Origin of the sequence: Enterobacter sp. 120016 (assembly GCF_018383635.1) — a bacterium.
GTDB lineage: Bacteria > Pseudomonadota > Gammaproteobacteria > Enterobacterales > Enterobacteriaceae > Enterobacter > Enterobacter asburiae_D.
In genome coordinates this window covers 83,440-106,762 of record NZ_JAHAWC010000004.1, presented here as the reverse complement: position 1 = coordinate 106,762, position 23,323 = coordinate 83,440, and the positions used below count along the sequence as shown (strand labels likewise).

24 protein-coding genes are annotated in these 23,323 nt (G+C 56.2%); 9 read left to right on the top strand and 15 right to left on the bottom strand.

Annotated features, from left to right (window positions below; all coding sequences use genetic code 11):
• Positions 1-27: 27 nt before the first annotated feature.
• Positions 28-1,653: a phosphoethanolamine transferase EptA gene (gene eptA, locus KIF87_RS08490; protein WP_213328485.1), complete on the bottom strand. Its 1,626-nt coding sequence runs from the start codon at positions 1,651-1,653 to the stop codon at positions 28-30.
• Between the two features lie 149 nt (positions 1,654-1,802).
• Between eptA and KIF87_RS08485 the strand changes: the two genes are divergently transcribed.
• The 3 genes from KIF87_RS08485 to sodC all read left to right on the top strand — a co-directional run bounded on the left by KIF87_RS08485 (position 1,803) and on the right by sodC (position 3,587).
• Positions 1,803-2,042, top strand: a complete 240-nt coding sequence (locus KIF87_RS08485; protein WP_023335439.1) for a DUF1289 domain-containing protein — start codon at positions 1,803-1,805, stop codon at positions 2,040-2,042.
• A gap of 48 nt (positions 2,043-2,090) precedes the next feature.
• Positions 2,091-2,987 (top strand): aldo/keto reductase, encoded by an 897-nt coding sequence (locus KIF87_RS08480; protein ID WP_032638255.1) that lies wholly within the window; start codon positions 2,091-2,093, stop codon positions 2,985-2,987.
• 81 nt (positions 2,988-3,068) lie between these two features.
• Positions 3,069-3,587: a superoxide dismutase [Cu-Zn] SodC gene (gene sodC, locus KIF87_RS08475; protein WP_063142964.1), complete on the top strand. Its 519-nt coding sequence runs from the start codon at positions 3,069-3,071 to the stop codon at positions 3,585-3,587.
• Here sodC and KIF87_RS08470 read toward each other — a convergent pair.
• Genes KIF87_RS08470 through KIF87_RS08460 form a run of 3 tightly spaced genes read right to left on the bottom strand, consistent with a single transcriptional unit; the run spans position 3,566 to position 6,698 of the window.
• Positions 3,566-5,599, bottom strand: coding sequence for an FUSC family protein (locus KIF87_RS08470; RefSeq protein ID WP_213328484.1), 2,034 nt, complete (start codon positions 5,597-5,599; stop codon positions 3,566-3,568). The two genes, sodC and KIF87_RS08470, sit on opposite strands and share 22 nt — an antisense overlap.
• Positions 5,599-6,459, bottom strand: a complete 861-nt coding sequence (locus KIF87_RS08465; RefSeq protein ID WP_213328483.1) for an efflux RND transporter periplasmic adaptor subunit — start codon at positions 6,457-6,459, stop codon at positions 5,599-5,601. The genes KIF87_RS08470 and KIF87_RS08465 overlap by 1 nt, the downstream gene beginning before the upstream one ends.
• Positions 6,460-6,461: 2 nt before the next feature.
• The gene (locus KIF87_RS08460) at positions 6,462-6,698 is read right to left on the bottom strand and encodes a DUF1656 domain-containing protein (RefSeq protein WP_023335444.1); all 237 of its coding nucleotides are present in this window, start codon (positions 6,696-6,698) and stop codon (positions 6,462-6,464) included.
• Between the two features lie 186 nt (positions 6,699-6,884).
• Here KIF87_RS08460 and slyA point away from each other — a divergent pair, with 186 nt between their 5' ends.
• A complete protein-coding gene (gene slyA, locus KIF87_RS08455) occupies positions 6,885-7,325 on the top strand; it encodes a transcriptional regulator SlyA (RefSeq protein ID WP_024909359.1) in 441 nt (146 codons plus the stop codon).
• Positions 7,326-7,361: 36 nt separating this feature from the next.
• Here the strand turns inward: slyA and KIF87_RS08450 are convergent, their stop codons facing one another.
• Together KIF87_RS08450 and slyB are read right to left on the bottom strand one after the other, a co-directional pair.
• A complete protein-coding gene (locus KIF87_RS08450; protein WP_213328482.1) occupies positions 7,362-8,723 on the bottom strand; it encodes a sensor domain-containing diguanylate cyclase in 1,362 nt (453 codons plus the stop codon).
• A 199-nt stretch (positions 8,724-8,922) separates the two neighbouring features.
• Entirely contained in the window at positions 8,923-9,390 is a 468-nt protein-coding gene (gene slyB, locus KIF87_RS08445) for an outer membrane lipoprotein SlyB (RefSeq protein ID WP_063142969.1), read from the bottom strand.
• A 254-nt stretch (positions 9,391-9,644) separates the two neighbouring features.
• Between slyB and anmK the strand changes: the two genes are divergently transcribed.
• From anmK to pdxY, 5 genes are all read left to right on the top strand, one after another.
• Positions 9,645-10,769, top strand: a complete 1,125-nt coding sequence (gene anmK / locus KIF87_RS08440) for an anhydro-N-acetylmuramic acid kinase (protein WP_213328481.1) — start codon at positions 9,645-9,647, stop codon at positions 10,767-10,769.
• Positions 10,770-10,862: 93 nt separating this feature from the next.
• Positions 10,863-11,186, top strand: coding sequence for a C-type lysozyme inhibitor (gene mliC / locus KIF87_RS08435; protein WP_213328480.1), 324 nt, complete (start codon positions 10,863-10,865; stop codon positions 11,184-11,186).
• A 57-nt stretch (positions 11,187-11,243) separates the two neighbouring features.
• Positions 11,244-11,900 (top strand): pyridoxamine 5'-phosphate oxidase, encoded by a 657-nt coding sequence (gene pdxH / locus KIF87_RS08430; RefSeq protein ID WP_028017303.1) that lies wholly within the window; start codon positions 11,244-11,246, stop codon positions 11,898-11,900.
• A gap of 125 nt (positions 11,901-12,025) precedes the next feature.
• Positions 12,026-13,300, top strand: coding sequence for a tyrosine--tRNA ligase (gene tyrS, locus KIF87_RS08425; protein ID WP_121423496.1), 1,275 nt, complete (start codon positions 12,026-12,028; stop codon positions 13,298-13,300).
• 68 nt (positions 13,301-13,368) lie between these two features.
• Positions 13,369-14,229, top strand: coding sequence for a pyridoxal kinase PdxY (gene pdxY / locus KIF87_RS08420; protein ID WP_121424376.1), 861 nt, complete (start codon positions 13,369-13,371; stop codon positions 14,227-14,229).
• A 77-nt stretch (positions 14,230-14,306) separates the two neighbouring features.
• On the opposite strand, the gene gstA is transcribed toward pdxY, so the two are convergent.
• From gstA to rsxA, 9 genes are all read right to left on the bottom strand, one after another.
• Positions 14,307-14,912 (bottom strand): glutathione transferase GstA, encoded by a 606-nt coding sequence (gene gstA, locus KIF87_RS08415; protein ID WP_213328479.1) that lies wholly within the window; start codon positions 14,910-14,912, stop codon positions 14,307-14,309.
• A 105-nt stretch (positions 14,913-15,017) separates the two neighbouring features.
• Positions 15,018-16,526 carry a dipeptide/tripeptide permease DtpA gene (dtpA, locus tag KIF87_RS08410; RefSeq protein ID WP_213328478.1) on the bottom strand — a complete coding sequence of 503 codons (1,509 nt, stop codon included), beginning with the start codon at positions 16,524-16,526 and terminating at the stop codon, positions 15,018-15,020.
• 590 nt (positions 16,527-17,116) lie between these two features.
• Complete coding sequence (nth, locus tag KIF87_RS08405) at positions 17,117-17,752, bottom strand: endonuclease III (RefSeq protein WP_213328477.1); 636 nt, start codon at positions 17,750-17,752, stop codon at positions 17,117-17,119.
• Positions 17,749-18,435, bottom strand: a complete 687-nt coding sequence (locus KIF87_RS08400) for an electron transport complex subunit E (protein ID WP_213328476.1) — start codon at positions 18,433-18,435, stop codon at positions 17,749-17,751. Before KIF87_RS08400 ends, nth begins: the two co-directional genes overlap by 4 nt.
• A gap of 2 nt (positions 18,436-18,437) precedes the next feature.
• On the bottom strand, positions 18,438-19,058 hold the full coding sequence (gene rsxG, locus KIF87_RS08395; RefSeq protein ID WP_063142978.1) for an electron transport complex subunit RsxG: 621 nt from the start codon (positions 19,056-19,058) through the stop codon (positions 18,438-18,440).
• A gap of 10 nt (positions 19,059-19,068) precedes the next feature.
• Positions 19,069-20,121 carry an electron transport complex subunit RsxD gene (gene rsxD / locus KIF87_RS08390; RefSeq protein ID WP_032651036.1) on the bottom strand — a complete coding sequence of 351 codons (1,053 nt, stop codon included), beginning with the start codon at positions 20,119-20,121 and terminating at the stop codon, positions 19,069-19,071.
• On the bottom strand, positions 20,122-22,143 hold the full coding sequence (gene rsxC / locus KIF87_RS08385) for an electron transport complex subunit RsxC (RefSeq protein ID WP_213328475.1): 2,022 nt from the start codon (positions 22,141-22,143) through the stop codon (positions 20,122-20,124). It lies immediately after the preceding gene.
• Positions 22,136-22,714, bottom strand: coding sequence for an electron transport complex subunit RsxB (gene rsxB / locus KIF87_RS08380; RefSeq protein WP_032657710.1), 579 nt, complete (start codon positions 22,712-22,714; stop codon positions 22,136-22,138). Before rsxB ends, rsxC begins: the two co-directional genes overlap by 8 nt.
• Positions 22,714-23,295, bottom strand: coding sequence for an electron transport complex subunit RsxA (rsxA, locus tag KIF87_RS08375; protein ID WP_008500564.1), 582 nt, complete (start codon positions 23,293-23,295; stop codon positions 22,714-22,716). Before rsxA ends, rsxB begins: the two co-directional genes overlap by 1 nt.
• Positions 23,296-23,323 lie beyond the last annotated feature (28 nt).

The window sequence follows — 23,323 nt, the reverse complement described above, 5'->3', positions numbered from 1 at the left end:
AGACCGTTCGGTCTAATGCAAGCGCGTTTACTGACGACATGCGCTCAGGATATCCAGCTGCTGTTGATAAACCGTTGATTTCACGTCCATCATACCCAGCACGGTCGAGAACAAATTGTCCTGAGAAACCGCATTTTTTGCTGCATGGTCACGCAAACACTGCTCGTTGACGCCAAAATTTTTCGCGTAATCCGGTGACAGCCAGAACATAAACGGAATATGCGTTTGCTGCTCCGGTGCCAGCATGTAAGGCGTACCGTGCAGATAAATACCGCTTTCACCCAGCGATTCACCGTGATCTGAAAGATAAATCAGGGCGGTGTTCATGCTCCCCTGGCGTGCTTTCAGCGCATCAATGGTTTTGCTGACCATGCTGTCGGTATAGAGGATGGTGTTGTCATAGGTATTCATCAGCGCCTGATGATCGCAATTCTGTATTTCGTTGGTGTCACAGGTTGGGGTGAATTTACGGAAGTTGTCCGGGTAACGGCGATAGTATGCCGGACCGTGGCTCCCCATCAGGTGGATAACCAGCACCGTGTCTTGCTTCACGCCATCCAGCACGTTGTCCAGACGGTAGAAATTCACGTCGTCAATACAGGATTTGTCTTTGCAGAACTGATCCAGATTCCACTGCGTCATGTCGGTATGAGGGATGCGATCGCAGGCACCTTTACAGCCGCCGTCGTTGTCGCGCCACAGCAGGTTGATACCCGCATGCTTGAGCACGTCGAGCAGTCCTTCGCGATGGTGAGCCAGGTCGGCATCGTATTTGCTGCGCGTCATGCCGGAGAACATGCAGGGAACGGAGACCGCGGTTTCAGTCCCACACGAGGAGGCCTGCGGGAAGTTAATCACATCCTGCTTTTTCAGCTCCGGGTTGGTTTCGCGCCCGTAGCCGTTCAGGGAGTAGTTTGCCGCGCGCGAGGCTTCGCCAACGACAAGCACCAGAACGGTTTTCTTTTGTTGACCGGTAATCAGTGGCCCTTTATGGGCATCTTCACCAATGCGCACCAGCGTTTGATCGCCAGCAAACCAGCGCATTTTGCTGTACTTCACCACGGCGCTGACATAGTTCGCCGGGGTGACCATTTTGACGATGCTTTTGTTATTGCGGAACAGCGACGCGTAGTCTTTATAAAACAGCGCGGCGATCAGGATAATCACCAGCAGGGCGCCGAGCATCGCGGCAACCCGCGTCAGCAGGGCATACCACCATTTCCCGGTACGAATGCGGGTCAACGCCACCACCACGGAAGGCACGAGGCCGGCAATGACAATCCACAGGATCATCTGCGGGGTCACCAGAGCGGTCGCTTCCTGAGAGTTGGTTTCGAACACGTTCACAATCATGTTCTGATCGATCACCGCGCCATAGGTGTACATAAAGTAGGTAGCCGCAGCGCATCCGATCGTCAATACAATCAGCAGCGGCTTACGGAGATACGGGATATTAAGCAGGCTAAAAACAATCACCCAGCCGCAAAACAGCACCAGCGGTACGGACGCGGCAAAGAGGATGTCGTGCAGATGGGCAGGGGCGATAATGGCCCAGCTGCGCTGGATAAACAGCCCGTTAAGCAGAGTAAAGAAGAGTGCACAGCCCAGAGTAAATTTAATGTCGTTACATTGTAACTTTTTGATTAACCACATCGATCGGTGAACCTGTCATTGTCATGATGGGCCGAGTATAGAGAGGGAAGATTAGTGAAACCTTAATGCCATAAATCTGTGATATAGGCCTTGCACGCGGCGCGTTTAGCGTCTTCACTGTAGGTGAGAGTGGCTATCGGGAGGTGAGTGTGGCAGAGCAGCTGGAGTTTTTCCCCATCCAGAGCCCGTGCCGGGGTATTTGTCAGGTCGATGAACGCGGATATTGCCGCGGGTGCATGCGTACCCGTGATGAGCGTTTTAACTGGCAAAACTTTAGCGACACGCAGAAGCAGGAGGTGCTACGCCTCTGCCGACAGCGTTTTCTGCGCAAAATACGCGCAAACAAAGCCGGTGAGACCGAAGAACCGCAGCAACCTTCACTTTTTTAACCCGGTAATTGCGTATACTCATGACATTACATCCTTGAGGAAAATGTTATGGTTCAGCGAATTACCCTTGCCCCCCAGGGGCCAGAATTCTCCCGTTTTGTTATGGGCTACTGGCGCCTGATGGACTGGAATATGTCCCCCCTCCAGCTGGCGAGCTTTATTGAAGAGCACCTCGATTTAGGCATCACCACGGTCGATCATGCGGATATTTACGGTGGCTACCAGTGCGAGGCCGCGTTCGGCGAGGCGCTCAAGCTGGTTCCGGCACTCCGCGATCGCATGGAGATCGTCACGAAGTGTGGGATTGCCACCACGGCAAAACCTGAGCACGCCCTCGGTCATTACATCACCGACAGCGCGCACATCATCAAGAGCGCCGAGCAGTCGCTGGTCAATCTGGCGACCGACCGTATCGACCTGCTGTTAATCCACCGTCCCGACCCGCTGATGGATGCCGATGAGGTGGCGGAAGCTTTCCTGAACCTGCACCAGAGTGGGAAAGTGCGTCACTTCGGCGTGTCTAACTTTACCCCGGCACAGTTTGCGCTGCTTCAGTCTCGTCTGCCGTTTACCCTGGCCACTAACCAGGTTGAGATCTCCCCGGTACACCAGCCGCTGCTGCTGGACGGTACCCTCGATCAGCTGCAGCAGCTGCGCATTCGCCCAATGGCCTGGTCGTGCCTGGGGGGAGGACGTCTGTTCAATGATGATGAATTCCAGCCGCTGCGCAACGAGCTTGAAACTATCGCCCGCGAGCTCAACGCCGAGAGCATCGAGCAGGTGGTTTACGCGTGGATCCTGCGCCTGCCGTCAAAACCGCTGCCGATTATCGGTTCCGGCAAAATTGAGCGCGTGCGGTCTGCGCTGGCGGCTGAAGAGCTGCAGATGACCCGCCAGCAGTGGTTCCGCATCCGCAAGGCCGCGCTGGGTTACGACGTACCATAAACCGCCTGAAGGTGACTTTCCGGTGAAATCTTTGCCCCTGGTATACACTTAAGGGGCAAAAAATAACCCGCGGAGGTCATTATGAAGCGTTTTGCTCTGGCACTGGTCACGCTGGTTGTTTGCGCAGGGGCGCAGGCAGCCAGCGACGAAGTGGAAATGAATCTCGTCACCTCACAGGGTGTGGGTCAGTCCATCGGAACGGTGAAAATCACTGAAACCGATAAAGGACTGGAGTTTGCCCCCAACCTCAAAGCCCTCCCTCCCGGTGAACATGGTTTCCATGTTCACGCCAAAGGCAGCTGCCAGCCCGCTTTAAAAGAGGGCAAACCGTCGGCGGCGGAAGCGGCTGGGGGGCACCTCGATCCGCAGCATTCCGGCAAGCATGAAGGCCCGGATGGCATGGGGCATTTAGGCGATCTGCCTGTGCTGGTGGTGAATAACGACGGTAAAGCCACCGATCCCGTTGTCGCGCCGCGGCTGAAAAAGCTGGATGAGGTGAAAGGCAAAGCGCTGATGATTCATGTCGGCGGCGACAATATGTCCGATCGGCCTAAACCGCTCGGCGGCGGCGGGGCACGCTATGCGTGTGGGGTGATCTGATCCCCAATCGTTCCCGGCGGCGGGGCCTGTTCCAGCTGCGACAGCGAGCAGTGCAGGCGCCAGATTATCGAGGCCAAATCACGGGCTGCGGGCAGATGATGCCGTGCCAGCGTATCGCAGATCCGCTGCAGTTCATTCAGCGTGGTTTCCAGCGGCCGCTGCTGGACGCCGCGCTCGCTCATCACATCGCGCAGCAGGGAGATGCAAACATCACGAACCTGCGACAGCGGATCGGAGCGCGTTTCCCACGCGCGAAGCTGCCAGACCACGTGCGAGCAGTTCAACAGCACCACGCCCCAGCGCAGCAGCCAGCGCCGCGACAGCGCGTCCTGGCTGTTATTCAGCTGGCTGACGTGGTGATAAACCAGCGATTCATACTCGTTTTCACCCAGATGCGGTTTACGACTGAGCTGGTCGACAAACCCTCTGCGTAACTCCCGAATATGCCTGCGGCTCTTGCGGGCATCGGAGCCGGGACGCAGCACCGCGAAAGCCAGCCACGCCAGCCCCACGCCCAGGATCTTCGCCAGGTTGTCATTGAGAAAGTCGGCGTAATCGTAAACAGGCGGATTCGTCACGGAGATAAACGAGCCCATAAAGACAATCAGCTGTCCCCAGAGGCCCGCCAGTTTTGGCATTTGCAGCTTCAGAAGCTGCATGGTGGTCAACAGGGGAAACAGAAACAGCAGGAACTGCCACAGATCGCTTATCTGCACCATCAGGCCAAACTTCACCACGAAGCTGAACAGCGACAGCAGCACCAGCGTGCGCAGCAGGAGCGTAAGCGAGTTGAACGGCGAGGCCGCGACGGAGTACAGCACGCAGCTGATGGCGGCAAGCGTCAGGGCCGCCGTGCCGGACTCCCACTGCGTGGTGATGCTCCACGCCCCCACCAGCATCAGCGCGCAGAAGGTGCGAAAACCGCTCCAGAGCGCTTCCAGGTAGTCGGTATGGCGTGCGAGTGCCGGGCTGCCGGGGACGTTGAACTCCGTTACTGGGGTCGCATTTTCGACGGACGTGATCCAGCGGCTGCTGCGCAGGTACAGCCGACAAAAGTAATTCAGGCGCTGCCAGAAGGCGCGATGGCGATAGTCGTACTCATCAACCGGGGCGAGCGGGGCGATAATCCGCGCCACGGTATAGATATCCGCATCCGGGCGCGCAAGGGCCGCGAGTAGCGCTTCAATCACGGCGCGGGTATTTTCAGGCGGCGTCGGCCAGTTGAGCAGCATCCGGCGCAGGCTGGAGATGGCACTGGTCATGCGCAGCTGCTGGTGCAGCAAATAGTTAAGCAGGGTGTTCTGACGGCGAAAGCGGTAGTGGCTCCAGAACGCCTGAATGCGCAACAGGTTCATGGTCAGGATCTGTCCGATAACCTTTTCATGCGCGAGGCGGATGTCATCGCTGGTATCCGGTTGCCACAGCAGGCTCGCGTGCTCCAGCAATCGGGTATGCATAGTTCTCAGTGCGGTGATGAGCGCGGTGCCGTCGGACGTGCTGGGAAGGATCATCATCATGAAGCCGCCGCTGAGGATCCCGACAATCACTTCGCAGACGCGCGCCTGCGCGATATCCCACAGCTCGGTGGTATCGAGCACGTTAACCACCGGAAAGGCGATGATGGCGGCGGTATACCCCGCAAGCTGGAACGCGTAGGCGACGTTATTGGTAAAATGGGCGCAGGCCCAGGTACAGCATCCCAGCCATGCCGCCATGCTCAGCAGGAACAGCCACGGATCGTTCAGCGTATGGCCCGCGATAATTAACGCCGCGGTGGCACCGAGCAGGCTGCCTGCGATACGGCCAAGGCTTTTACTGATCACCCCGCCGACCGTTGGGAAACTGACCACCGCTGCAGACGTCATCGCCCAGTAGGGTTCATCCAGGTTCAGGTAGTAGGCGACGGTCAGCGCAAGGCACATGGCAATGCCGTTACGCAGCGCGTAGCGCCACTGGGGACGCGTCGCTTTCATCCACGGCGTGTTGTGCCAGGCGAGCCCCTGCAGCTTCATTAGCGGGTTCCGATGGAGACGGTGCAGGTGGTGCCGGATACCAGGGTAATGTCCTCCGGCAAACGGTCAAATTCTACGCGAACCGGAACGCGCTGGGCCAGGCGCACCCAGGGAACGTTCGGCTTAATGTCCGGCACCAGCCCTGAATCCGTTTCAACGCTTTGATCGTAAATGGCCCGGCCTATGCTGGATACGTGACCCTGTAACTTTTGCGAACCGCTGTAAAGCGTAATCGCGGCGGGCGATCCATCGCGGATATGGCGAAGCTTGGTCTCTTCGAAATAGCCCACCACGTAGAAGGAGTGGCTGTCGACGAGGGCGAAAACCGGCTGGCCGGTAGTGGCGTAGTTACCCACGCGGGCGGAGAGGTTGGTCACCCATCCATCGACCGGTGCCGTAATCACGGTTTGGGTCAGTTGCCACTGCGCCTGCTTCAGCGTCGCCTCCGCCACGTTGACGCTCGCCTGCATGGCCTTAACGTTAATATTCGCGGTGTCTAAATCCTCCGCTGAGATGTAGTTTTGCGACAGGTGACGGCGGCGGTTGGCCTCGTTGTTGGCCTTTGCCAGGTCAGACTGGGCTTTCGCCAGCTGTGCCTGGGCGTTCAGAATCGCAATGTGGTACGGGGTGTCGTCAATTCGGAATAAAACGTCTCCCTTTTTGACGAACTGGTTATCCTTAACCAACAGCGTCGTGATGCTTCCCGACACCTGAGGGGTGATGCTGACCTGTTCAGCACGAACTTTGCCGTCACGCGTCCAGGGCGACTGCATATAAAAATTCCACATCCACCAGCCCGCAACCAGCGCGAGGGCAAGGATAAAGAGGGTGGAAAAGTATTTTAACGTTTTCAGGGACATATTCACCACGCAGTCAAAACGGCAAGGCCCAGGCTTACGGAGAGGGCAAACAGGGAAAGATCCATCAGCATGGGATGCCAGATTTCGCCGGAGTACATCCAGTCGCGAAGCAGACGATGCGCGATGAGCCAGAGTATAAAGCCCACCAGAACGGCCTTAAACAGAGGAGGAAAGTAGACTGACGCACCGAAGATCAGGTCCTGAAGGGGTAAACCCTCTGAGCGATGAAAAAACGTCACGGGCAGAAATCCTTTGCAGTGAACAGAATGCCGCGTTGGCTTGTCTTAGTATGATGAAGCATCACAATTCAGTGTAAGTCATACTTTTAAGTTCGATGAATGCAGTATTGCATTTGTTTTGGCAATACAAATGCTGCACACTATTCTAAAATCAGTATAATAACTTAGCAAGCTAATTATAAGGAGATGAAATTGGAATCGCCATTAGGTTCTGATCTGGCAAGGTTGGTACGCGTCTGGCGTGCTCTGATTGACCATCGCCTAAAACCTCTGGAACTCACACAGACGCATTGGGTCACGCTGCACAACATCCATCAGCTACCGCCCGATCAGTCGCAAATTCAACTGGCAAAAGCGATAGGAATTGAGCAACCGTCGCTGGTACGCACGCTTGACCAGCTGGAAGAGAAGGGGTTGATCTCGCGGCAAACCTGCGCCAGCGATCGTCGTGCGAAACGGATTAAACTCACCGAGAAAGCGGCGCCTATCATCACGGAAATGGAAGCCGTGATCACCAAGACGCGCGGTGAAATCCTGTCAGGCGTTTCACCGGCGGAACTGGAAATGCTCATCAGCCTCATTGGACGCCTCGAGCAAAACATCCATGAGCTGCAGTCGCGAGACTGACAAACAACAAGGCCTTGCAGCAGCAAGGCCTTTTTTTTACTTAAAGACGACCACACGGTTACGGCCTGTCTCCTTCGCTTCATACATCGCCTTGTCGGCACTTTCCACGCAAACTTCTGCGGTTATCGTCGGTGACGTCGCGGTGAATACTCCCATGCTGATGGTGATCGGCTCCGGTAGCTGACCGCCGCTGCTGCTGTGATCAAAGCTGCTCAGGTTTAACCGTATGCGTTCGGCCACCTGGTACGCCGCGTCTGATGAGGTGTTGGCCAGCATCAGAACAAACTCCTCACCGCCGATACGGGCCGCGATGTCCTGTGGGCGCACCGAATCCATCAGCAGGTTGGCGACAAACTGCAGCACTTTGTCGCCCTGAAGATGCCCGTAGGTGTCGTTGATACGCTTGAAGCGATCGAGATCGCTGACGATGACGGAAACAGGGCGGCTGGGTTTGGCGATATCCAGAGCCTGCTTTAATGATTCATAAAAATAACTGCGGTTATACAGGCGCGTGAGCGGGTCGCGAATCGAGTTCTGGTAGGACTGCTGGTATTTCACGTGCGAGTCGCGATACAGCCTGAAGACATCGTAGAGCAAAACAAAAATGAGCAGCAGCGTGGCGACAGTTTCAAATAAGCGGGCGCGATACCAGGAGATATCTTCGGCATGTCCACCCACCAACAGCATTGAGAGCGTGACGATATAGCAGACGCACAAAAAATTACCGCCTACCCAGAATAAATTGCGTACGCGCGTAATAAACATCAGCGCTGCTAATGTCACCACCCACAGGGCAATTAATGAAATATTAATGAACTGGCTCCAGAGAACCATAAACTGACGAGTTTCATTATCAACCAGGTCAATTGATAAGAGTGGTGAATGACTGGAATAGATCCAGGCCAATCCCACCGCACAGGCCGTAAAGAGAAACTCGCCGCTTACAATCGCGATATGCGCCAGTCGTGAAAGGGGGTAATTGCGCGTGGTATAAAGTATTGCCGCAACGATGATGAGTACCGCCATTAAGAGATGGCGGAACATATAGTAGATCATCGCATCGTTGTAGTTCACCACGTTGAACTGGTAGAGGTCCAACCAGGCGGGAAAGCTGGACAGCGTTCCGACCATCAGCAACGCGGAGCCCGCAAAGGCGAAGGCAAAGGCCACCAGATACAGCCGTTTTCTGTCACACCAGTATTTCATCACCATAAAACAGGCAATAAACAGGTGGAACACCAGAAGAAAAATGGTGAGCGTAGGGAATAAAAGCGGTGAAAAGGACGGTACCCATTCAACGACCTTTAAATAGAGCGTTTGTAATATCCCGATGACGGCAATGCAACCGAGGCAGAACGCGATATAACGACTCTTTAGAGAACGACGATTCGCAATCATATACGTTTTTAACGACTTTATAATGAATGAAGGTAAGAGGATTGCGATGAGTTTAATCAATTAGCGCGCTAAATACTTTGCGCGGAAACAATATATGTCATGGTAAATAATAGATGTGGTGAATATATTTTGTAAATATATTTGTGGGAGTGATATATATTGTAAATGGATGTGGCCCGATGGCCACATCCATTTTTAATTAACGTGGGGAAACGGTCACCTGACGTCCGTTGCTTGCCAGAACTACGCGCTGGCCTGCAGAGAAGCGGGTGTTGCCTTGTTTCTGTACAACCATGATAGTGCTGCCGTCGTCTTTACGGATTTCCAGCTCTACGCCCTGGGTTTTGTTCATCGCACCCTGAACGCCCTGGCCGGCTACGCCACCCGCAACGGCGCCTGCTGCTGTTGCCAGCGAGCGACCCGTGCCGCCACCGACGGTATTACCGAGGAAACCACCCAGAACGGCACCGCCGATTGCACCCATTACGTTGCTTTCATCACCACCCTGGATCTGTACAGGACGTGCGTTAACAACGGTACCGTAAGTCACGTTCTGAACCTGTTTCGCTTCAGAAGCGCTGTAAACGTCGCCAGAAAGTGAACTGTCATTCACACAGCCAGCCAGAGTTAAACCAATCAGCGAAACGCCCAGTACACGTAAAATCATTTGAATCTCCTGTTCACCAAAAACGCCCGAGTGGGGCATCCGTTATGGCTAAATTATATGGCATAAGAAGCCATAGTTCATATCTTTGCATTAACAATAGGAAAATTGTACTTGAATTTGACTTAACGAGACATAAACAGGGTCCGCCTGTGTTACCCGTCTGACATTGTTAAAAAATATTATTGCCGGATGGCAAAGCTGCGCCGTTTATGGTTGAGTGGATGTCCTTAGCCCACGCAACGTAAGGAAAGCGCATGAAATCGGGTCGCTACATTGGTGTGATGTCAGGCACCAGTCTGGATGGGGTAGATGTCGTTCTGGCCGCCATTGACGAAAACATGGTGGCACAGCAGGCGAGCCTGACCTGGCCAATCCCCATTTCACTGAAAGAGGATATTCTGAGTATCTGTCAGGGGCAGCAGCTGACCCTTTCCCAGCTTGGACAGCTTGATGTCCGTCTTGGGGCGCTGTTTGCGGATGCGGTGCAGGCTTTGATGCAAAAAGAACATCTTCGCCCGCAGGATGTGGTGGCCATCGGCTGTCACGGACAAACGGTCTGGCATGAGCCCGGCGGAGATGCCCCGCATACCCTGCAAATCGGCGATAACAACCAGATTGTGGCGAAGACGGGCGTGACGGTAGTAGGCGATTTCCGTCGTCGCGATATCGCCCTTGGCGGGCAGGGCGCGCCGCTGGTACCCGCGTTCCATCAGGCGTTACTGGCACACCCAACAGAGCGGCGGATGGTGCTCAACATTGGCGGGATTGCCAACCTGTCGATGCTCATCCCGGGACAGCCCGTCCGCGGCTACGATACCGGCCCGGGCAATATGCTAATGGATGCCTGGATCTGGCGTCAGTGCGGTCAACCGTATGATAAAAACGCCGAGTGGGCGAGCGGTGGGAAAGTGATTCTTCCGCTGCTGCAGTCGATGCTAAGCGATCCTTATTTTGCCCTGCCGGCCCCTAAGAGCACGGGGCGTGAATACTTCAACCTGGGCTGGCTTGAGCGTCAGCTGGCGCCATTCCCTGCGCTCGCGCCGCAGGATGTCCAGGCGACGCTCGCCGAGCTGACGGCCGTGTCGATTTCCGAACAGGTGCTGCTCAGCGGCGGATGTGAGCGGCTGCTGGTGTGCGGCGGAGGAAGCCGCAACCCGCTGGTTATGGCGCGTCTTGCGGGGCTACTGCCGGGTACTGAAGTGAGCACGACCGATGAGGCCGGCATCAGCGGTGATGATATGGAGGCGCTGGCCTTCGCCTGGCTCGCCTGGCGCACCATTGCCGGACTGCCGGGCAACCTGCCGTCGGTAACCGGTGCACGTGAGGCGAGCGTCCTCGGGGCGATTTTCCCGGCAAATCCTCGTCATAATCAGAGTTAACTGAAATTCAGCGCGGCGTGTCGTCGTTAGAATGGAACGAAACAGGAGGGCAGCCATGCCCTCCAGGACCAGGAAAGTCTTCGGAATACGCCCATGAAAAAACTTCTTCTTATTGCCGCGCCTTTATTGCTGTCAGGATGCAGCGTCTATAACCAGCTCCTTGACCGCATGCAGACCGATACGCTGGAGTATCGCTGCGACGAAAAACCGCTGACCGTGAAGCTGAATAACCCACGCCAGGAGGCCAGCTTTATTTACGACAATAAACTGCTGACGCTGAAGCAGGGCATGTCGGCCTCCGGCGCGCGCTATACCGACGGTATCTACGTCTTCTGGTCGAAAGGCGACAGCGCCACGGTCTACAAACGCGACCGCATTGTGCTGAACAATTGCCAGCTTGAAAATCCGAAGCGTTGAGATTTTTACAGGGGCGGCGCACAATAGCGCCACCCACTCTCAATGTCAGCTAACGCCATGTCAGATAACGACGAACTGCAGCAAATTGCGCATCTGCGCCGTGAATACACCAAAGGCGGCCTGCGTCGCCAGGATCTTCCCGCTGAACCCCTCGTGCTTTTTGAACGCTGGCTGAAACAGGCCTGCGAAGCGAAACTTGCCGATCCAACGGCCATGGTTGTCGCGACGGTTGATGAAAACGGTCAACCGTATCAGCGCATCGTTTTGCTCAAGCATTATGACGAGAAAGGCCTGGTGTTCTATACCAACCTCGGTAGCCGCAAAGCGCACCATTTGGAAAACAATCCGCGTATCAGCCTGCTGTTCCCCTGGCACATGCTGGAACGTCAGGTGATGGTCACCGGCAAGGCGGAACGTCTCTCGACGCTGGAAGTGGTGAAGTATTTCCACAGCCGTCCGCGTGACAGCCAGATTGGCGCCTGGGTATCAAAACAGTCCAGCCGAATTTCTGCCCGCGGCGTGCTGGAAAGTAAATTCCTGGAGCTGAAACAGAAGTTCCAGCAGGGTGAAATTCCCCTGCCAAGCTTCTGGGGCGGTTTCCGTATCCCGATTGAGCAGATGGAATTCTGGCAGGGCGGTGAACATCGCCTGCATGACCGCTTTTTATACCAGCGCGACAATGGCGGCTGGAAAATCGACAGACTGGCACCGTAATCCCCGAAATTTGTTGATTTAAGCGCTAGCGCACGCCGCGCTTGCGCTTTATTCTATGGTCCTTTCGCATCAGGCGAAAAGTCGTGTACCGGCAAAGGTGCAGTCGTTTATACATGGAGAATTTGATGGCAAGCAGTAACTTGATTAAACAATTGCAAGAGCGGGGCCTCGTGGCCCAGGTGACGGACGAGGAAGCGTTAGCAGAGCGACTGGCGCAAGGCCCGATCGCGCTCTATTGCGGCTTCGACCCCACCGCTGACAGCTTGCATTTGGGGCATCTTGTTCCATTGTTATGCCTGAAACGCTTCCAGATGGCGGGCCATAAGCCTGTTGCCCTGGTGGGCGGCGCGACCGGTCTGATTGGTGACCCAAGCTTTAAAGCCGCTGAGCGTAAACTGAATACCGAAGATACCGTGCAGGAGTGGGTGGATAAGATCCGAAAACAGGTTGCACCGTTCCTCGACTTCAACTGTGGTGATAACGCCGCCATTGCCGCGAACAACTACGACTGGTTTGGTGGCATGAACGTGCTGACCTTCCTGCGTGATATCGGCAAGCACTTCTCTGTTAACCAGATGATTAACAAAGAGGCCGTGAAGCAGCGTCTGAACCGCGACGACCAGGGTATCTCCTTTACCGAGTTCTCCTACAACCTGCTGCAGGGTTATGACTTTGCCTGCCTGAACAAACTGCACGGCGTATCCCTGCAGATTGGCGGTTCCGATCAGTGGGGTAACATCACCTCCGGTATCGACCTGACCCGTCGTCTGCATCAGAATCAGGTCTTCGGTCTGACCGTTCCGCTGATCACCAAAGCCGACGGCACCAAATTCGGTAAAACCGAAGGCGGCGCGGTATGGCTCGATCCGAAGAAAACCAGCCCGTACAAATTCTACCAGTTCTGGATCAACACGGCGGATGCCGATGTTTACCGCTTCCTGAAGTTCTTCACCTTTATGGACATTGAAGAGATCAACGCGCTGGAAGAAGAAGACAAGAACAGCGGTAAAGCGCCGCGCGCTCAGTACGTGCTGGCGGACGAAGTGACCAAACTGGTTCACGGTGAAGAAGGTCTGGCCGCGGCAAAACGCATTACCGCAAGCCTGTTCAACGGTACCCTGAGCGATCTGAGCGAAGCGGACTTCGAACAGCTGGCGCAGGACGGCGTGCCGATGGTTGAGATGGAAAAAGGGGCTGACCTGATGCAGGCGCTGGTGGACTCTGAGCTCCAGCCTTCCCGCGGTCAGGCGCGTAAAACCATCGCGTCTAACGCTATCACCATCAACGGTGAGAAACAGGCCGACCCGGAATACACCTTCGTTGACGGCGACCGTCTGTATGGTCGCTACACGCTGCTGCGTCGCGGCAAGAAGAACTACTGCCTTGTCTGCTGGAAGTAATTAACAGTCTCCAGGGGGCGTGGGAAACCACGCCCCTTTTTGTTTTTTCAGGGTTTGGTAAGAAAAAAATGAAGAACATCCTCGCCATTCAGTCCCACGTTGTTTTTGGACACGCTGGCAATAGCGCCGCGGAATTCCCGATGCGTCGCCTCGGCGTCAACGTCTGGCCCCTTAATACCGTGCAGTTCTCTAACCACACGCAGTACGGCAAATGGACCGGCTGCGTGATGCCGCCTTCGCACCTCACCGAGGTTGTGCAGGGTATTGCCGATATCGACCAGCTCAAACGCTGTGACGCCGTGCTGAGCGGTTACCTCGGCTCAGCGGAGCAGGGGGAGCATATCCTCGGCATCGTGCGCCAGGTGAAAGCCGCAAACCCGTCGGCAAAATACTTCTGCGACCCCGTCATGGGCCATCCGGAGAAAGGCTGCATCGTGGCGCCTGGCGTCGCAGAGTTTCACGTCCGCCACGCGCTGCCCGCCAGCGATATCATTGCGCCAAACCTGGTCGAACTCGAAATTCTCTGCGAGCGTCCGGTTAACAGCGTAGAAGAGGCGGTAAGCGCGTCTCGTGAACTGATCGCTCAGGGGCCTGAGGTTGTGCTGGTAAAACACCTTGCGCGCGCAGGGCTGAGCCAGGACCGTTTTGAGATGCTTCTGGTGACGAAAGATGACGCCTGGCATATCAGCCGTCCGCTGGTGGATTTTGGCCTGCGCCAGCCGGTTGGGGTCGGAGATGTCACCAGCGGTCTGCTGTTGGTGAAATTACTGCAAGGGGCGACGATGCGCGACGCGCTGGAGCACGTTACCGCGGCGGTGTACGAAATCATGATTGCGACGAAAGAGATGCAGGAATATGAACTGCAGGTGGTAGCGGCACAGGATCGTATCGCGAAGCCGGAGCACTATTTCAGCGCCACCCGGCTTTAAACGATGCCGGGTGGCGCTGCGCTTACCCGGCCTACAAAACCCGTAGGCCCGTGCAAGCGAAGCGCCGCCGGGCGATATTAGCTAAGGCCTTCCGCTTTCAGCGCCGCAGCCACGGCAGGGCGCTCTGCCACGCGTTTCATATACGATGCAATATGGTCTAACCCTTCCAGGTTCAGCTTAACCGCGCGCGCCCAGCGCAGCACGGTGAACAGGTACGCATCGGCAATCGTGAAGCGCGAACCCGCGATCCACTGATCGTCCTTCAAAGATGCGTTAACGTACTGCAGCTTTTTCTCAAGAAGCGCGCGCAGGATCGGTTTGAACTCCTCTGGCGTATCCGGGCGGAACAGCGGCGTAAACCCTTTGTGCAGCTCGGTCGCAATGTAGTTCAGCCATTCCAGCGTTTTATAGCGAGAAATGGTACTGACCGGCGCCAGCAGATGGCGATCGGGTACGCTATCGGCCAGGAACTGCATAATCGCCACGCCTTCGGTCAGCAGAGTACCGTCATCCAGCAGGAGAGCCGGAACTTGTCCTTTCGGGTTGATGGCAAGAAAATCATCACCGTTTTCCAGACGTTTTTTCATCAGATCAACGCCATCCAGCGTAAAATCTTTGCCGCTCTCGCGCAGGGTGATATGGGAAGCAAGAGAGCACGCGCCCGGTTTGTAGAACAGTTTCATCGGTAACTCCTTTTTGCTGAGGTTTCAGCTATGTTAGTGCGCAAACGGATAAAAAAAAAGCCGCTAATGCATTAGCGGCTTCTGGTCAGTCGTTTCTCACGGAAATCACGCGGTAGCGGTGTTGGTCGCTTTAGCGGTCTTGTCGTCGTCCTGAGTCATACGGTTCAGCTTCGGTGCGGTCAGCAGCATCAGAACGGCAATAACCGCAGTCGCGATACCAATCTGCATGAACACGGTGCCGTACACGTTCAGGGAAAGCAGTGGGTCAGTCACGTTTTCCGGAACCGCCATCAGGTTCGCAATCTTACCTGCAATGATTGCCGCACCGGCAGTGGTCAGGAACCAGCTACCCATAATGAAGCCCATCAGACGCTGCGGCACCAGCTGTGCAACCATCGCCAGGCCCAGGCCGGAGATCATCAGTTCGCCGATAGACTGCAGCGCGTAGCTCAGGATCAGCCAGTTAACGGACACGATACCTGCGTCGGTGGCAAATTTGGTACCCAGCGGCAGCACCAGGAAGGCGCAAGAACACAGCACCATGCCCACGGCGAACTTGTGCGGCATTGGCAGACGGTCGCCCATCTTGTTATAGATAGCGGCCAGAATCGGGGAACCAATCATGATCCAGAACGGGTTCAGAGCCTGGAACTGCTCAGGTTCGAACGCGATACCGAGGATTGAATGTTCAACGTTACGGATAGCGAAGAAGTTCAGGGAAGTTGGCATCTGGCTGTACAGCACGAAGAAGATAATCGCTTCCAGCATCAGGATGAACGCAACAATCATCTTACGACGTGCAGCGCCCTGCATAGCGAAGGCTTCTTTCGCAAAGATGACCACGATACCCAGCGCAACCACGCCCAGAACGGCACGTGCGATACCCTGGTTGTGCAGCAGCCAGGTGGCGATTGCCGCGAGGACAACAACGCCCACGATGGTCGCCAGCAGTTTGCCCATATGCACAGGCTCGAAGTCAGGTTTTGAACCGTAGTCTTTAACCCAGCTGCGGCAGAACAGGAAGTTCACCACGGTAATCAGCATACCCACGAAGCTCAGCGCAAACGCCACGCTCCAGCCGAATTTCGCCGCGAGCCATGGGGTTGCCAGCATCGAGAAGAACGAACCGATGTTGATGGACATGTAGTACATGGTAAATGCACCGTCCAGGCGCGGATCGTCTTTGTTGTAGCAGGTAGAAAGCAGGGAGGACGGGTTCGCTTTGAACAGACCGTTACCGACGGCAATCGTCGCCATACCCATATACACGACAGCGGCATCATGCCCTGACCATGCAACCAGACCATAGCCAACCGCCAGGACAATGGCGCCCAGCATGATGACACGCTTAGTCCCGAGGACTTTATCGCCCAGCCAGCCGCCAATAGCGACCAGACCGTACACCAGAGCACTGAAGGAGGAGAACAGCGTGATGGAATCGGCTTCGGACATACCCAGCTGTTTTACCAGGTAAACCGCCATGATCCCTTGCAGGCCGTAATAACCAAAACGCTCCCATAACTCGATAGAGAAGATGAGATAGAACGCTTTAGGCTGTTTAAAAGCGTTAAGACTCACGCTTTCATCTGTTGGTTTATTGTTTGCAGTAGACACATATACCTCTTTTTTTACATCCCATATTAACGGGGGTGTTCATAGCGTGATGGCCGTAGCCCATACGCCTTATAGTTATATTGGGAGGAGAAACGGCGGGTAATGTTCACTATCCTGCCCCATCTGGCAATACGTTTGTAATAATCTGTTACATATATCTGGAGTGGTATAATCGTCGGTTCATATAAATGTTATTCAGCGTTAAATTTCATACCATGAGCAAAGGTAGTTTTTTCGACTGGCAATAACCCTCCCCGACCGGCTTTTGGCGATATGTTCTGCTATTTGCCGCTTCATGCAGTGATATAGCCCATATTCTGAAAAATAGCTGGTCTTATCTTCGGTAAGGAGAGGTGAGTATCTTGTCAGACAAAGGGTTTAGGCCGATTTTGACAACAAAAATTCAACATGAAGTTATCAGGGTGATCGCGATCACAGATATATAGAAATTTTTGGCTATGAAAAAAGTATTAACCTGTTTGAGCGTTAAACAGCCGAACAAGTGACAGGTTGGAGGAAGCGAAAGACGGACAAATAACGGCCAAAAGAAGAACGTTCGATAGCCCTTCTTTTGGTGTGGGTTAGGGCGATCAGGAATACACTTTATCTTTGTATTCGCAGAGATCTTCAATAATGCAGGAGCCGCAGCGAGGCTTACGGGCAATACAGGTATAACGGCCGTGCAGAATCAGCCAGTGGTGGCAATCAACCTTAAATTCTGCCGGAACCACTTTCAGCAGCTTCTCTTCGACCTGCTCGACGTTTTTCCCCGGCGCAAAGTTAGTCCGGTTAGACACGCGAAAGATATGCGTATCCACGGCGATAGTGGGCCAGCCAAACGCGGTATTAAGCACCACGTTCGCGGTCTTACGCCCCACGCCCGGTAAGGCCTCCAGCGCGGCGCGGTCCTCCGGCACTTCGCCTCCGTGCTGTTCCAGCAGGATCCGGCAGGTCTTAATGACGTTCTCTGCTTTACTGTTAAACAGGCCGATGGTTTTGATATAGGACTTCACGCCTTCCACGCCCAGCTCCAGCATGGCTTTCGGCGTATTGGCGACCGGATAGAGCAGGGCAGTGGCTTTATTGACGCTCACATCGGTAGCCTGCGCGGAGAGCAACACGGCGATCAGCAGCTCAAACGGAGAGGTAAAATTCAGCTCCGTCGTCGGGTGCGGGTTCTCGTCCCGTAGACGGGTCAGGATCGCAATGCGCTTTTCTTTATTCATGAAGCCTTCTCGGGTGTCCCTTCCAGAACGCTACGCTCAGCCGCGCGGCGCTTACGTTTTTCATCAATCAGGTATTTTATCGCCAGCATCATGCCAAGGCCAATAAACGCGCCAGGCGGCAGCATCGCCAGCAGGAATGGCGTATCGGTGTGGAACACTTCAACGCGCAGCGCTTTGGCCCAGCCGCCGAGCAGCGCATCGGCGCCGTCAAACAGCGTACCGTTACCGAGGATCTCGCGCAGCGAGCCCAGCACGAACATGGCGCACGTGGCGCCCATGCCAATGGAAAACCCATCCAGCGCCGACATGGCTGGGCTGTTTTTCACCGCGAAGGCTTCCGCCCGCCCGACGACGATACAGTTGGTGACGATAAGGGGAATAAAGATCCCGAGCGACTGGTACAGGCCGAACGCGTAGGCGTTAATCACCATCTGGACGATACTGACCACTGACGCAATGATCATGACGTAAATCGGAATACGAATTTCCGACGGCGTCCAGCGGCGCAGGGCGGAGATGGAGAGGTTGGTCAGGGTCAGCACCAGCGTGGTTGCCAGACCCAGACCGAGCGCGTTGGTGGCGGTGGACGTTACCGCCAGCAGTGGGCACATCCCCAGAAGCTGTACCAGCGCGGAGTTGTTCTTCCACAACCCCTGGACAATAACCTCTTTAACCTGGCTCATGATTACTCTCCACAGGCCGGAAGATTGTTGATTTGCGCGGGCAGCGTTTCAGCATACAGCCCGGCTCGTTTTACGGCGTTCACCACGGCGCGCGGCGTGATGGTCGCGCCGGTGAACTGGTCGAACTCGCCGCCGTCTTTCTTCACCGCAAACGCGGTGTCACCTTCGCCATGGATAACTTTACCGGCGAAGTGCAAAATCCAGTCGCTCAGCCGGGTTTCAATTTTATCGCCAAGACCCGGCGTCTCATGGTGTTCCGTCACGCGGGTGCCCAGTATCGTGCCGGTGAAATCGCTGCCGACAAGCAGTTGAATGGCGCCGGAATAGCCGTCGGGCGCCGTCGCTTCCATCACTGCGCCTACCGGTTTATCCCCTTTGCGGGCGATAAAGACGCGGTGCGCGCCTTTCCCAAGCTGCGGCGCGTCTACCACAAAGCAGCTTTTTTGCAGGTCATTATCGTAGAAATCTGACGGGATCACCTGATCGAAGAGCGCCTTTTGCTGCTTAGAGGCCTGTTCTTCGATGGTCGTTTTGGTCAACGCATTCACCAGTGCCGTCAGCCCCGTCAGGACCGCAGCGAAGACGGCCAGCGTGACGCCGTGTTTTTGCATCGTTTTTAACATGGCGAAACCCTTAGCGATGGCCGTACACGCGCGGACGCGTGTAGTAGTCGATGAGCGGAACGGTAATGTTGGCGAGCAGGACGGCAAATGCCACGCCGTCCGGGTAACCGCCAAAGCTGCGGATGAGCCATACCAGCAGGCCCGCCAGCGCGCCGAAGATCAGGCGGCCGCGGTTAGTCGTTGACGCCGTAACCGGATCCGTCAGGATAAAGAAGGCACCTAGCATGGTCGCACCGGAGAGCAAATGCATCTGCGGGCTGGCCAGGGATTCAGGAGAGAAGACCCATCCCAGCGTCGCGCAAACCGCCAGCGTCACGAGGAAGCTGACCGGAATATGCCACCGAATGGCTTTCTGCTGCAGCAGGAACAGGCCGCCCAGCAGATACGCCAGGTTGACCCACTGCCAGCCTGCACCCGCCAGCATGCCGCTGTAGATCGCGGATTTCATGATCTGCTCAACGCTGTGCCCGGCGTGCAGGGACGTTTTAAAGGTATCGAGAGGGGTCGCCTGGCTAATGCCGTCAACGCCCATGCGCAGCGCGTTCATGTCAGCGCCGAGCGCCGTATGGCCGGTAAAGATAACGTGCAGGGCATCCATAAAGCCCGGAACCGTGGCGGCAATCTCGTGCGGAGGCAGCCAGCTGGTCATCTGTACCGGGAAGGAGATCAGCAGCACCACGTAGCCAATCATCGCCGGGTTAAACGGGTTATGACCGAGCCCGCCATACAGCTGTTTGGCAATAATCACGGCGAAAACGGTTCCGAGAACCACCATCCACCATGGGGCGAACGGCGGGATACTGATGGCCAGCAGCAGGCCGGTCAGCAGCGCGGAGTTGTCGGCAAGAATGCGGGAGACAGCCGCCTTGCGCAGCTTAAGCACAAGGGCTTCCGCCGCTAAGGCGCTGGCACAGCCCAGGATTATCTGGAACAGGGTTCCCCAGCCGAAAAACCAGCACTGAACGGCAATGCCCGGCAGCGCCGCCAGGCAGACCAGCATCATGATGCGCGATGTCTGGCGCTGATTGTGGGTGTAAGGGGAGCTTGCGATTCTGAAAACCATTTAATCCTCGTTAACTGCTTGCTGTGCGGCTTTCTTCGCCTGAACGCGCGCAATGGCGGCGGCGACGGCGGCCTTGCGCGGGTCATCGTTGGCGGCCTGCGGTTGCTCTTCCTGCTGCGCCGCCTTACGGGCTTTGGCGCGAGCAATGGCCGCTTCGACGGCGGCTTTGCGCGGGTCGACCGGTGCTTCGGGTTCTGCCGCAGGGGCCTGCTGAGCTGCTTTGCGCGCTTTGGCGCGGGCAATCGCCGCTTCAACGGCCGCTTTACGCGGGTCTACCGCATCCTGCTCGACGACCACGCTTTGCTCACCGGCTTTGCGGGCTTTGGCCCGGGCTATTGCCGCTTCAACGGCGGCTTTACGCGGGTCGACTTCAGCCTCTGCCTGGACCATTTGCGCTTTTTCAGCCTGACGGGCGCGCGCTGCGGCCTTACGTGCCTCACGCGCGGCGATGGCTTCGCTGTTATCAGGTTTCTCACCTGCCGGGATCACCACAGGCTGAGCCGCGGTCGCTTTTTTCTCACGAACGCGCGCCAGCGCGGCGTTAATGGCATCCTGATCTTTTTCGGCAGGCTGAACGGCGGCCTGCTTATGGCGTTCCTGACGGGCGATTTTTTCGCGTTCCAGTCGCGCCTGGCGCGCTTCGAAGCGCGCTTTGGCTTCCGCAGCGCGTTTTTCTTCCATGGAGATGGCATAAATCTCAGCCTTCTCCTGGCGGAAATACTGCACCAGCGGGATGTTGCTTGGGCAGACCCAGGCGCAGGCACCGCATTCGATGCAGTCGGCCAGGTTGTGGGCTTTTGCCTTGTCGTGCAGCTGGCCTTTGCTGTACCAGTACAGCTGCTGCGGGAGCAGATCCGCCGGGCAGGCATCGGCGCAGGCGCTGCAGCGGATGCAGCCTTTCTCTTCCTGCTCTTCGCCCATCTCGGTCGGGGAAGGCGCGAGCAGACAGTTGGTGATTTTCACTACCGGAACGTCCAGCCACGGCAGGGTAAAGCCCATCAGCGGGCCGCCCATGATCACCATCTGGTCGCTGCCCGGGCAAAACTCAGCCTGTTCCAGCAGATGTCGCACCGGCGTACCCAGACGCGCCCAGACGTTGCCCGGACGAGAAATCGATTCCCCGGTCAGCGTCACCACGCGCTCGGTCAACGGTTCGCCGTCAATCACCGCGCGCTTCACGGCATACGCGGTGCCGACGTTTTGCATCAGCACGCCGATATCCGAAGAGCGTCCGCCGTGCGGAACCTGCTTGCCGGTGAGAATTTGCGTCAGCTGTTTTGCGCCGCCAGAAGGGTACTTGGTCGGGATAACGCGCAGGCTAATATCGTGACTGCCCGCCAGCACGGCGCGCAGCATGGAAATAGCCTGCGGTTTATTGTCTTCGATACCAATTAGCACTTCCCGCGGCTGCAGAATGTGCGCAAGAATGCGGATGCCTTCCACCACCTGGGCGGCACAGTCCTGCATCAGACGATCGTCGGCGGTGATATACGGCTCGCACTCGGCGGCGTTGATAATCAACGTCTGAATGTTATCGCCACCGCCGCGCAGCTTGACGCCGGTCGGGAAGCCCGCGCCACCCAGCCCGGCGACGCCGAACTGATGAATTCGCTCGATAAGCGCTTCGCGGCTGTGGGCGCGGTAATCGCTCCAGCCGTCACGGTCAATCCAGCGGTCTTCGCCGTCGGCTTCAATAATAACGCTCAATTCTGAGAGCGCGGACGGATGCGCCACCGTATGCGGGGCGATGGCGACCACCTTACCCGAGGTTGGCGCGTGGACCGGCAGCATGCGTCCGCGACCAAAGGTCAGCGGCTGGCCGCGAAGAACCGCATCGCCTTCTTTCACGCACAGCTCACCCTCAGCGCCAATATGCTGCTTGAGCGGCATAACGTAACGCGTCGCCAGCGGAATTTGACGCAGCGGCGTGCCGTTGGACTGGGTTTTCATTTCCGGTGGATGAATACCGCCGTCAAAGTCCCAGATCTTCTCTTTTCTGAAAGCAGAAAATAACTTAAGCATGTTGTTCCACAGGAATATTGCGAACCGGAATGGTTTGAAGATCCCACTTCCAGCTTTCGGTAGTCGTTTCAACCGGGCGCAGCTCGATACATTGCGTCGGGCAGGGGGCCACGCAGAGGTTACAGCCGGTGCAGAGGTCCGCCACGACGGTGTGCATAGCGCGGGTGGCGCCAACAATGGCGTCAACCGGGCAAGCCTGAATACATTTGGTGCAGCCGATGCAGTTGGCTTCGTCGATCACGGCCAGGGCACGGACCGGCTCCTGCACGTCCGCATCGCCGTCAACGGGCTGCGGATCAACGTTAAGCAGGGTCGCGATTTTCAGCATCACCGCTTCGCCGCCGGGGGCGCAGCGGTTAATTTTTTCACCCTGAATCCCTACCGCTTCGGCATAGGGGCGGCAGCCGGGGTAGCCACACTGCCCGCACTGGCTTTGCGGCAGAAGCTCATCAATTTTCTCAACAACAGGATCGTCCTCTACCGCGAAACGGCGGGAGGCGTAACCCAGGATAAGGCCAAACACCAACCCCAGAACGCTGATAGAGGCGATGGCAATCCAGATAGCATTCATTACAACTTCACCAGACCACTAAAGCCCATAAAGGCCAGAGACATTAAACCTGCGGTCACCAGCGCAATCGCGTTACCGCGGAAGGGCGCAGGAATATCCGCTGCTGCCAGGCGCTCGCGAATGGAGGCGAACAGCACCATTACCAGGGAGAAACCGACTGCCGCAGAGAAACCATACAGCGCCGACTGCATAAAGTTATGGCCAAGGTTGATGTTCAGCAGCGCTACGCCGAGTACGGCGCAGTTGGTGGTGATCAGCGGCAGGAAGATACCCAGCAGGCGATAAAGCGCCGGGCTGGTTTTGCGCACCACCATTTCGGTAAATTGCACCACCACCGCGATAACCAGAATAAAGGCCAGCGTACGAAGATAGGTCAACCCCAGCGGGATGAGGATCCAGGTATCGATCCACCACGCGCAGATGGACGCCAGCGTCATCACGAAGGTCGTCGCCAGCCCCATACCCATTGCCGTTTCCAGCTTTTTGGAAACGCCCATAAACGGACACAGGCCAAGGAACTTCACCAGAACGAAGTTGTTAACCAGCACGGTGCCGACAAAGAGTAGTAAGTAATCGGTCATTATTTAGCCTGAAATAAAAAAGCCGCCT

Excerpts from the sequence above, each read along its gene's own strand:
- KIF87_RS08465 (WP_213328483.1), bottom strand. The coding sequence starts at position 6,459 with ATGTCCCTGAAAACGTTAAAATACTTTTCCACCCTCTTTATCCTTGCC.
- gstA (WP_213328479.1), bottom strand. The coding sequence starts at position 14,912 with ATGAAACTGTTCTACAAACCGGGCGCGTGCTCTCTTGCTTCCCATATC.
- mliC (WP_213328480.1), top strand. The coding sequence starts at position 10,863 with ATGAAAAAACTTCTTCTTATTGCCGCGCCTTTATTGCTGTCAGGATGC.
- slyB (WP_063142969.1), bottom strand. The coding sequence starts at position 9,390 with ATGATTTTACGTGTACTGGGCGTTTCGCTGATTGGTTTAACTCTGGCT.
- KIF87_RS08450 (WP_213328482.1), bottom strand. The coding sequence starts at position 8,723 with ATGATTGCGAATCGTCGTTCTCTAAAGAGTCGTTATATCGCGTTCTGC.
- KIF87_RS08470 (WP_213328484.1), bottom strand. The coding sequence starts at position 5,599 with ATGAAGCTGCAGGGGCTCGCCTGGCACAACACGCCGTGGATGAAAGCG.
- rsxA (WP_008500564.1), bottom strand. The coding sequence starts at position 23,295 with ATGACCGATTACTTACTACTCTTTGTCGGCACCGTGCTGGTTAACAAC.
- KIF87_RS08480 (WP_032638255.1), top strand. The coding sequence starts at position 2,091 with ATGGTTCAGCGAATTACCCTTGCCCCCCAGGGGCCAGAATTCTCCCGT.
- nth (WP_213328477.1), bottom strand. The coding sequence starts at position 17,752 with ATGAATAAAGAAAAGCGCATTGCGATCCTGACCCGTCTACGGGACGAG.
- rsxD (WP_032651036.1), bottom strand. The coding sequence starts at position 20,121 with ATGGTTTTCAGAATCGCAAGCTCCCCTTACACCCACAATCAGCGCCAG.
- KIF87_RS08400 (WP_213328476.1), bottom strand. The coding sequence starts at position 18,435 with ATGAGCCAGGTTAAAGAGGTTATTGTCCAGGGGTTGTGGAAGAACAAC.
- rsxG (WP_063142978.1), bottom strand. The coding sequence starts at position 19,058 with ATGTTAAAAACGATGCAAAAACACGGCGTCACGCTGGCCGTCTTCGCT.
- rsxC (WP_213328475.1), bottom strand. The coding sequence starts at position 22,143 with ATGCTTAAGTTATTTTCTGCTTTCAGAAAAGAGAAGATCTGGGACTTT.
- slyA (WP_024909359.1), top strand. The coding sequence starts at position 6,885 with ATGAAATTGGAATCGCCATTAGGTTCTGATCTGGCAAGGTTGGTACGC.
- sodC (WP_063142964.1), top strand. The coding sequence starts at position 3,069 with ATGAAGCGTTTTGCTCTGGCACTGGTCACGCTGGTTGTTTGCGCAGGG.
- anmK (WP_213328481.1), top strand. The coding sequence starts at position 9,645 with ATGAAATCGGGTCGCTACATTGGTGTGATGTCAGGCACCAGTCTGGAT.
- pdxH (WP_028017303.1), top strand. The coding sequence starts at position 11,244 with ATGTCAGATAACGACGAACTGCAGCAAATTGCGCATCTGCGCCGTGAA.
- pdxY (WP_121424376.1), top strand. The coding sequence starts at position 13,369 with ATGAAGAACATCCTCGCCATTCAGTCCCACGTTGTTTTTGGACACGCT.
- eptA (WP_213328485.1), bottom strand. The coding sequence starts at position 1,653 with ATGTGGTTAATCAAAAAGTTACAATGTAACGACATTAAATTTACTCTG.
- rsxB (WP_032657710.1), bottom strand. The coding sequence starts at position 22,714 with ATGAATGCTATCTGGATTGCCATCGCCTCTATCAGCGTTCTGGGGTTG.
- tyrS (WP_121423496.1), top strand. The coding sequence starts at position 12,026 with ATGGCAAGCAGTAACTTGATTAAACAATTGCAAGAGCGGGGCCTCGTG.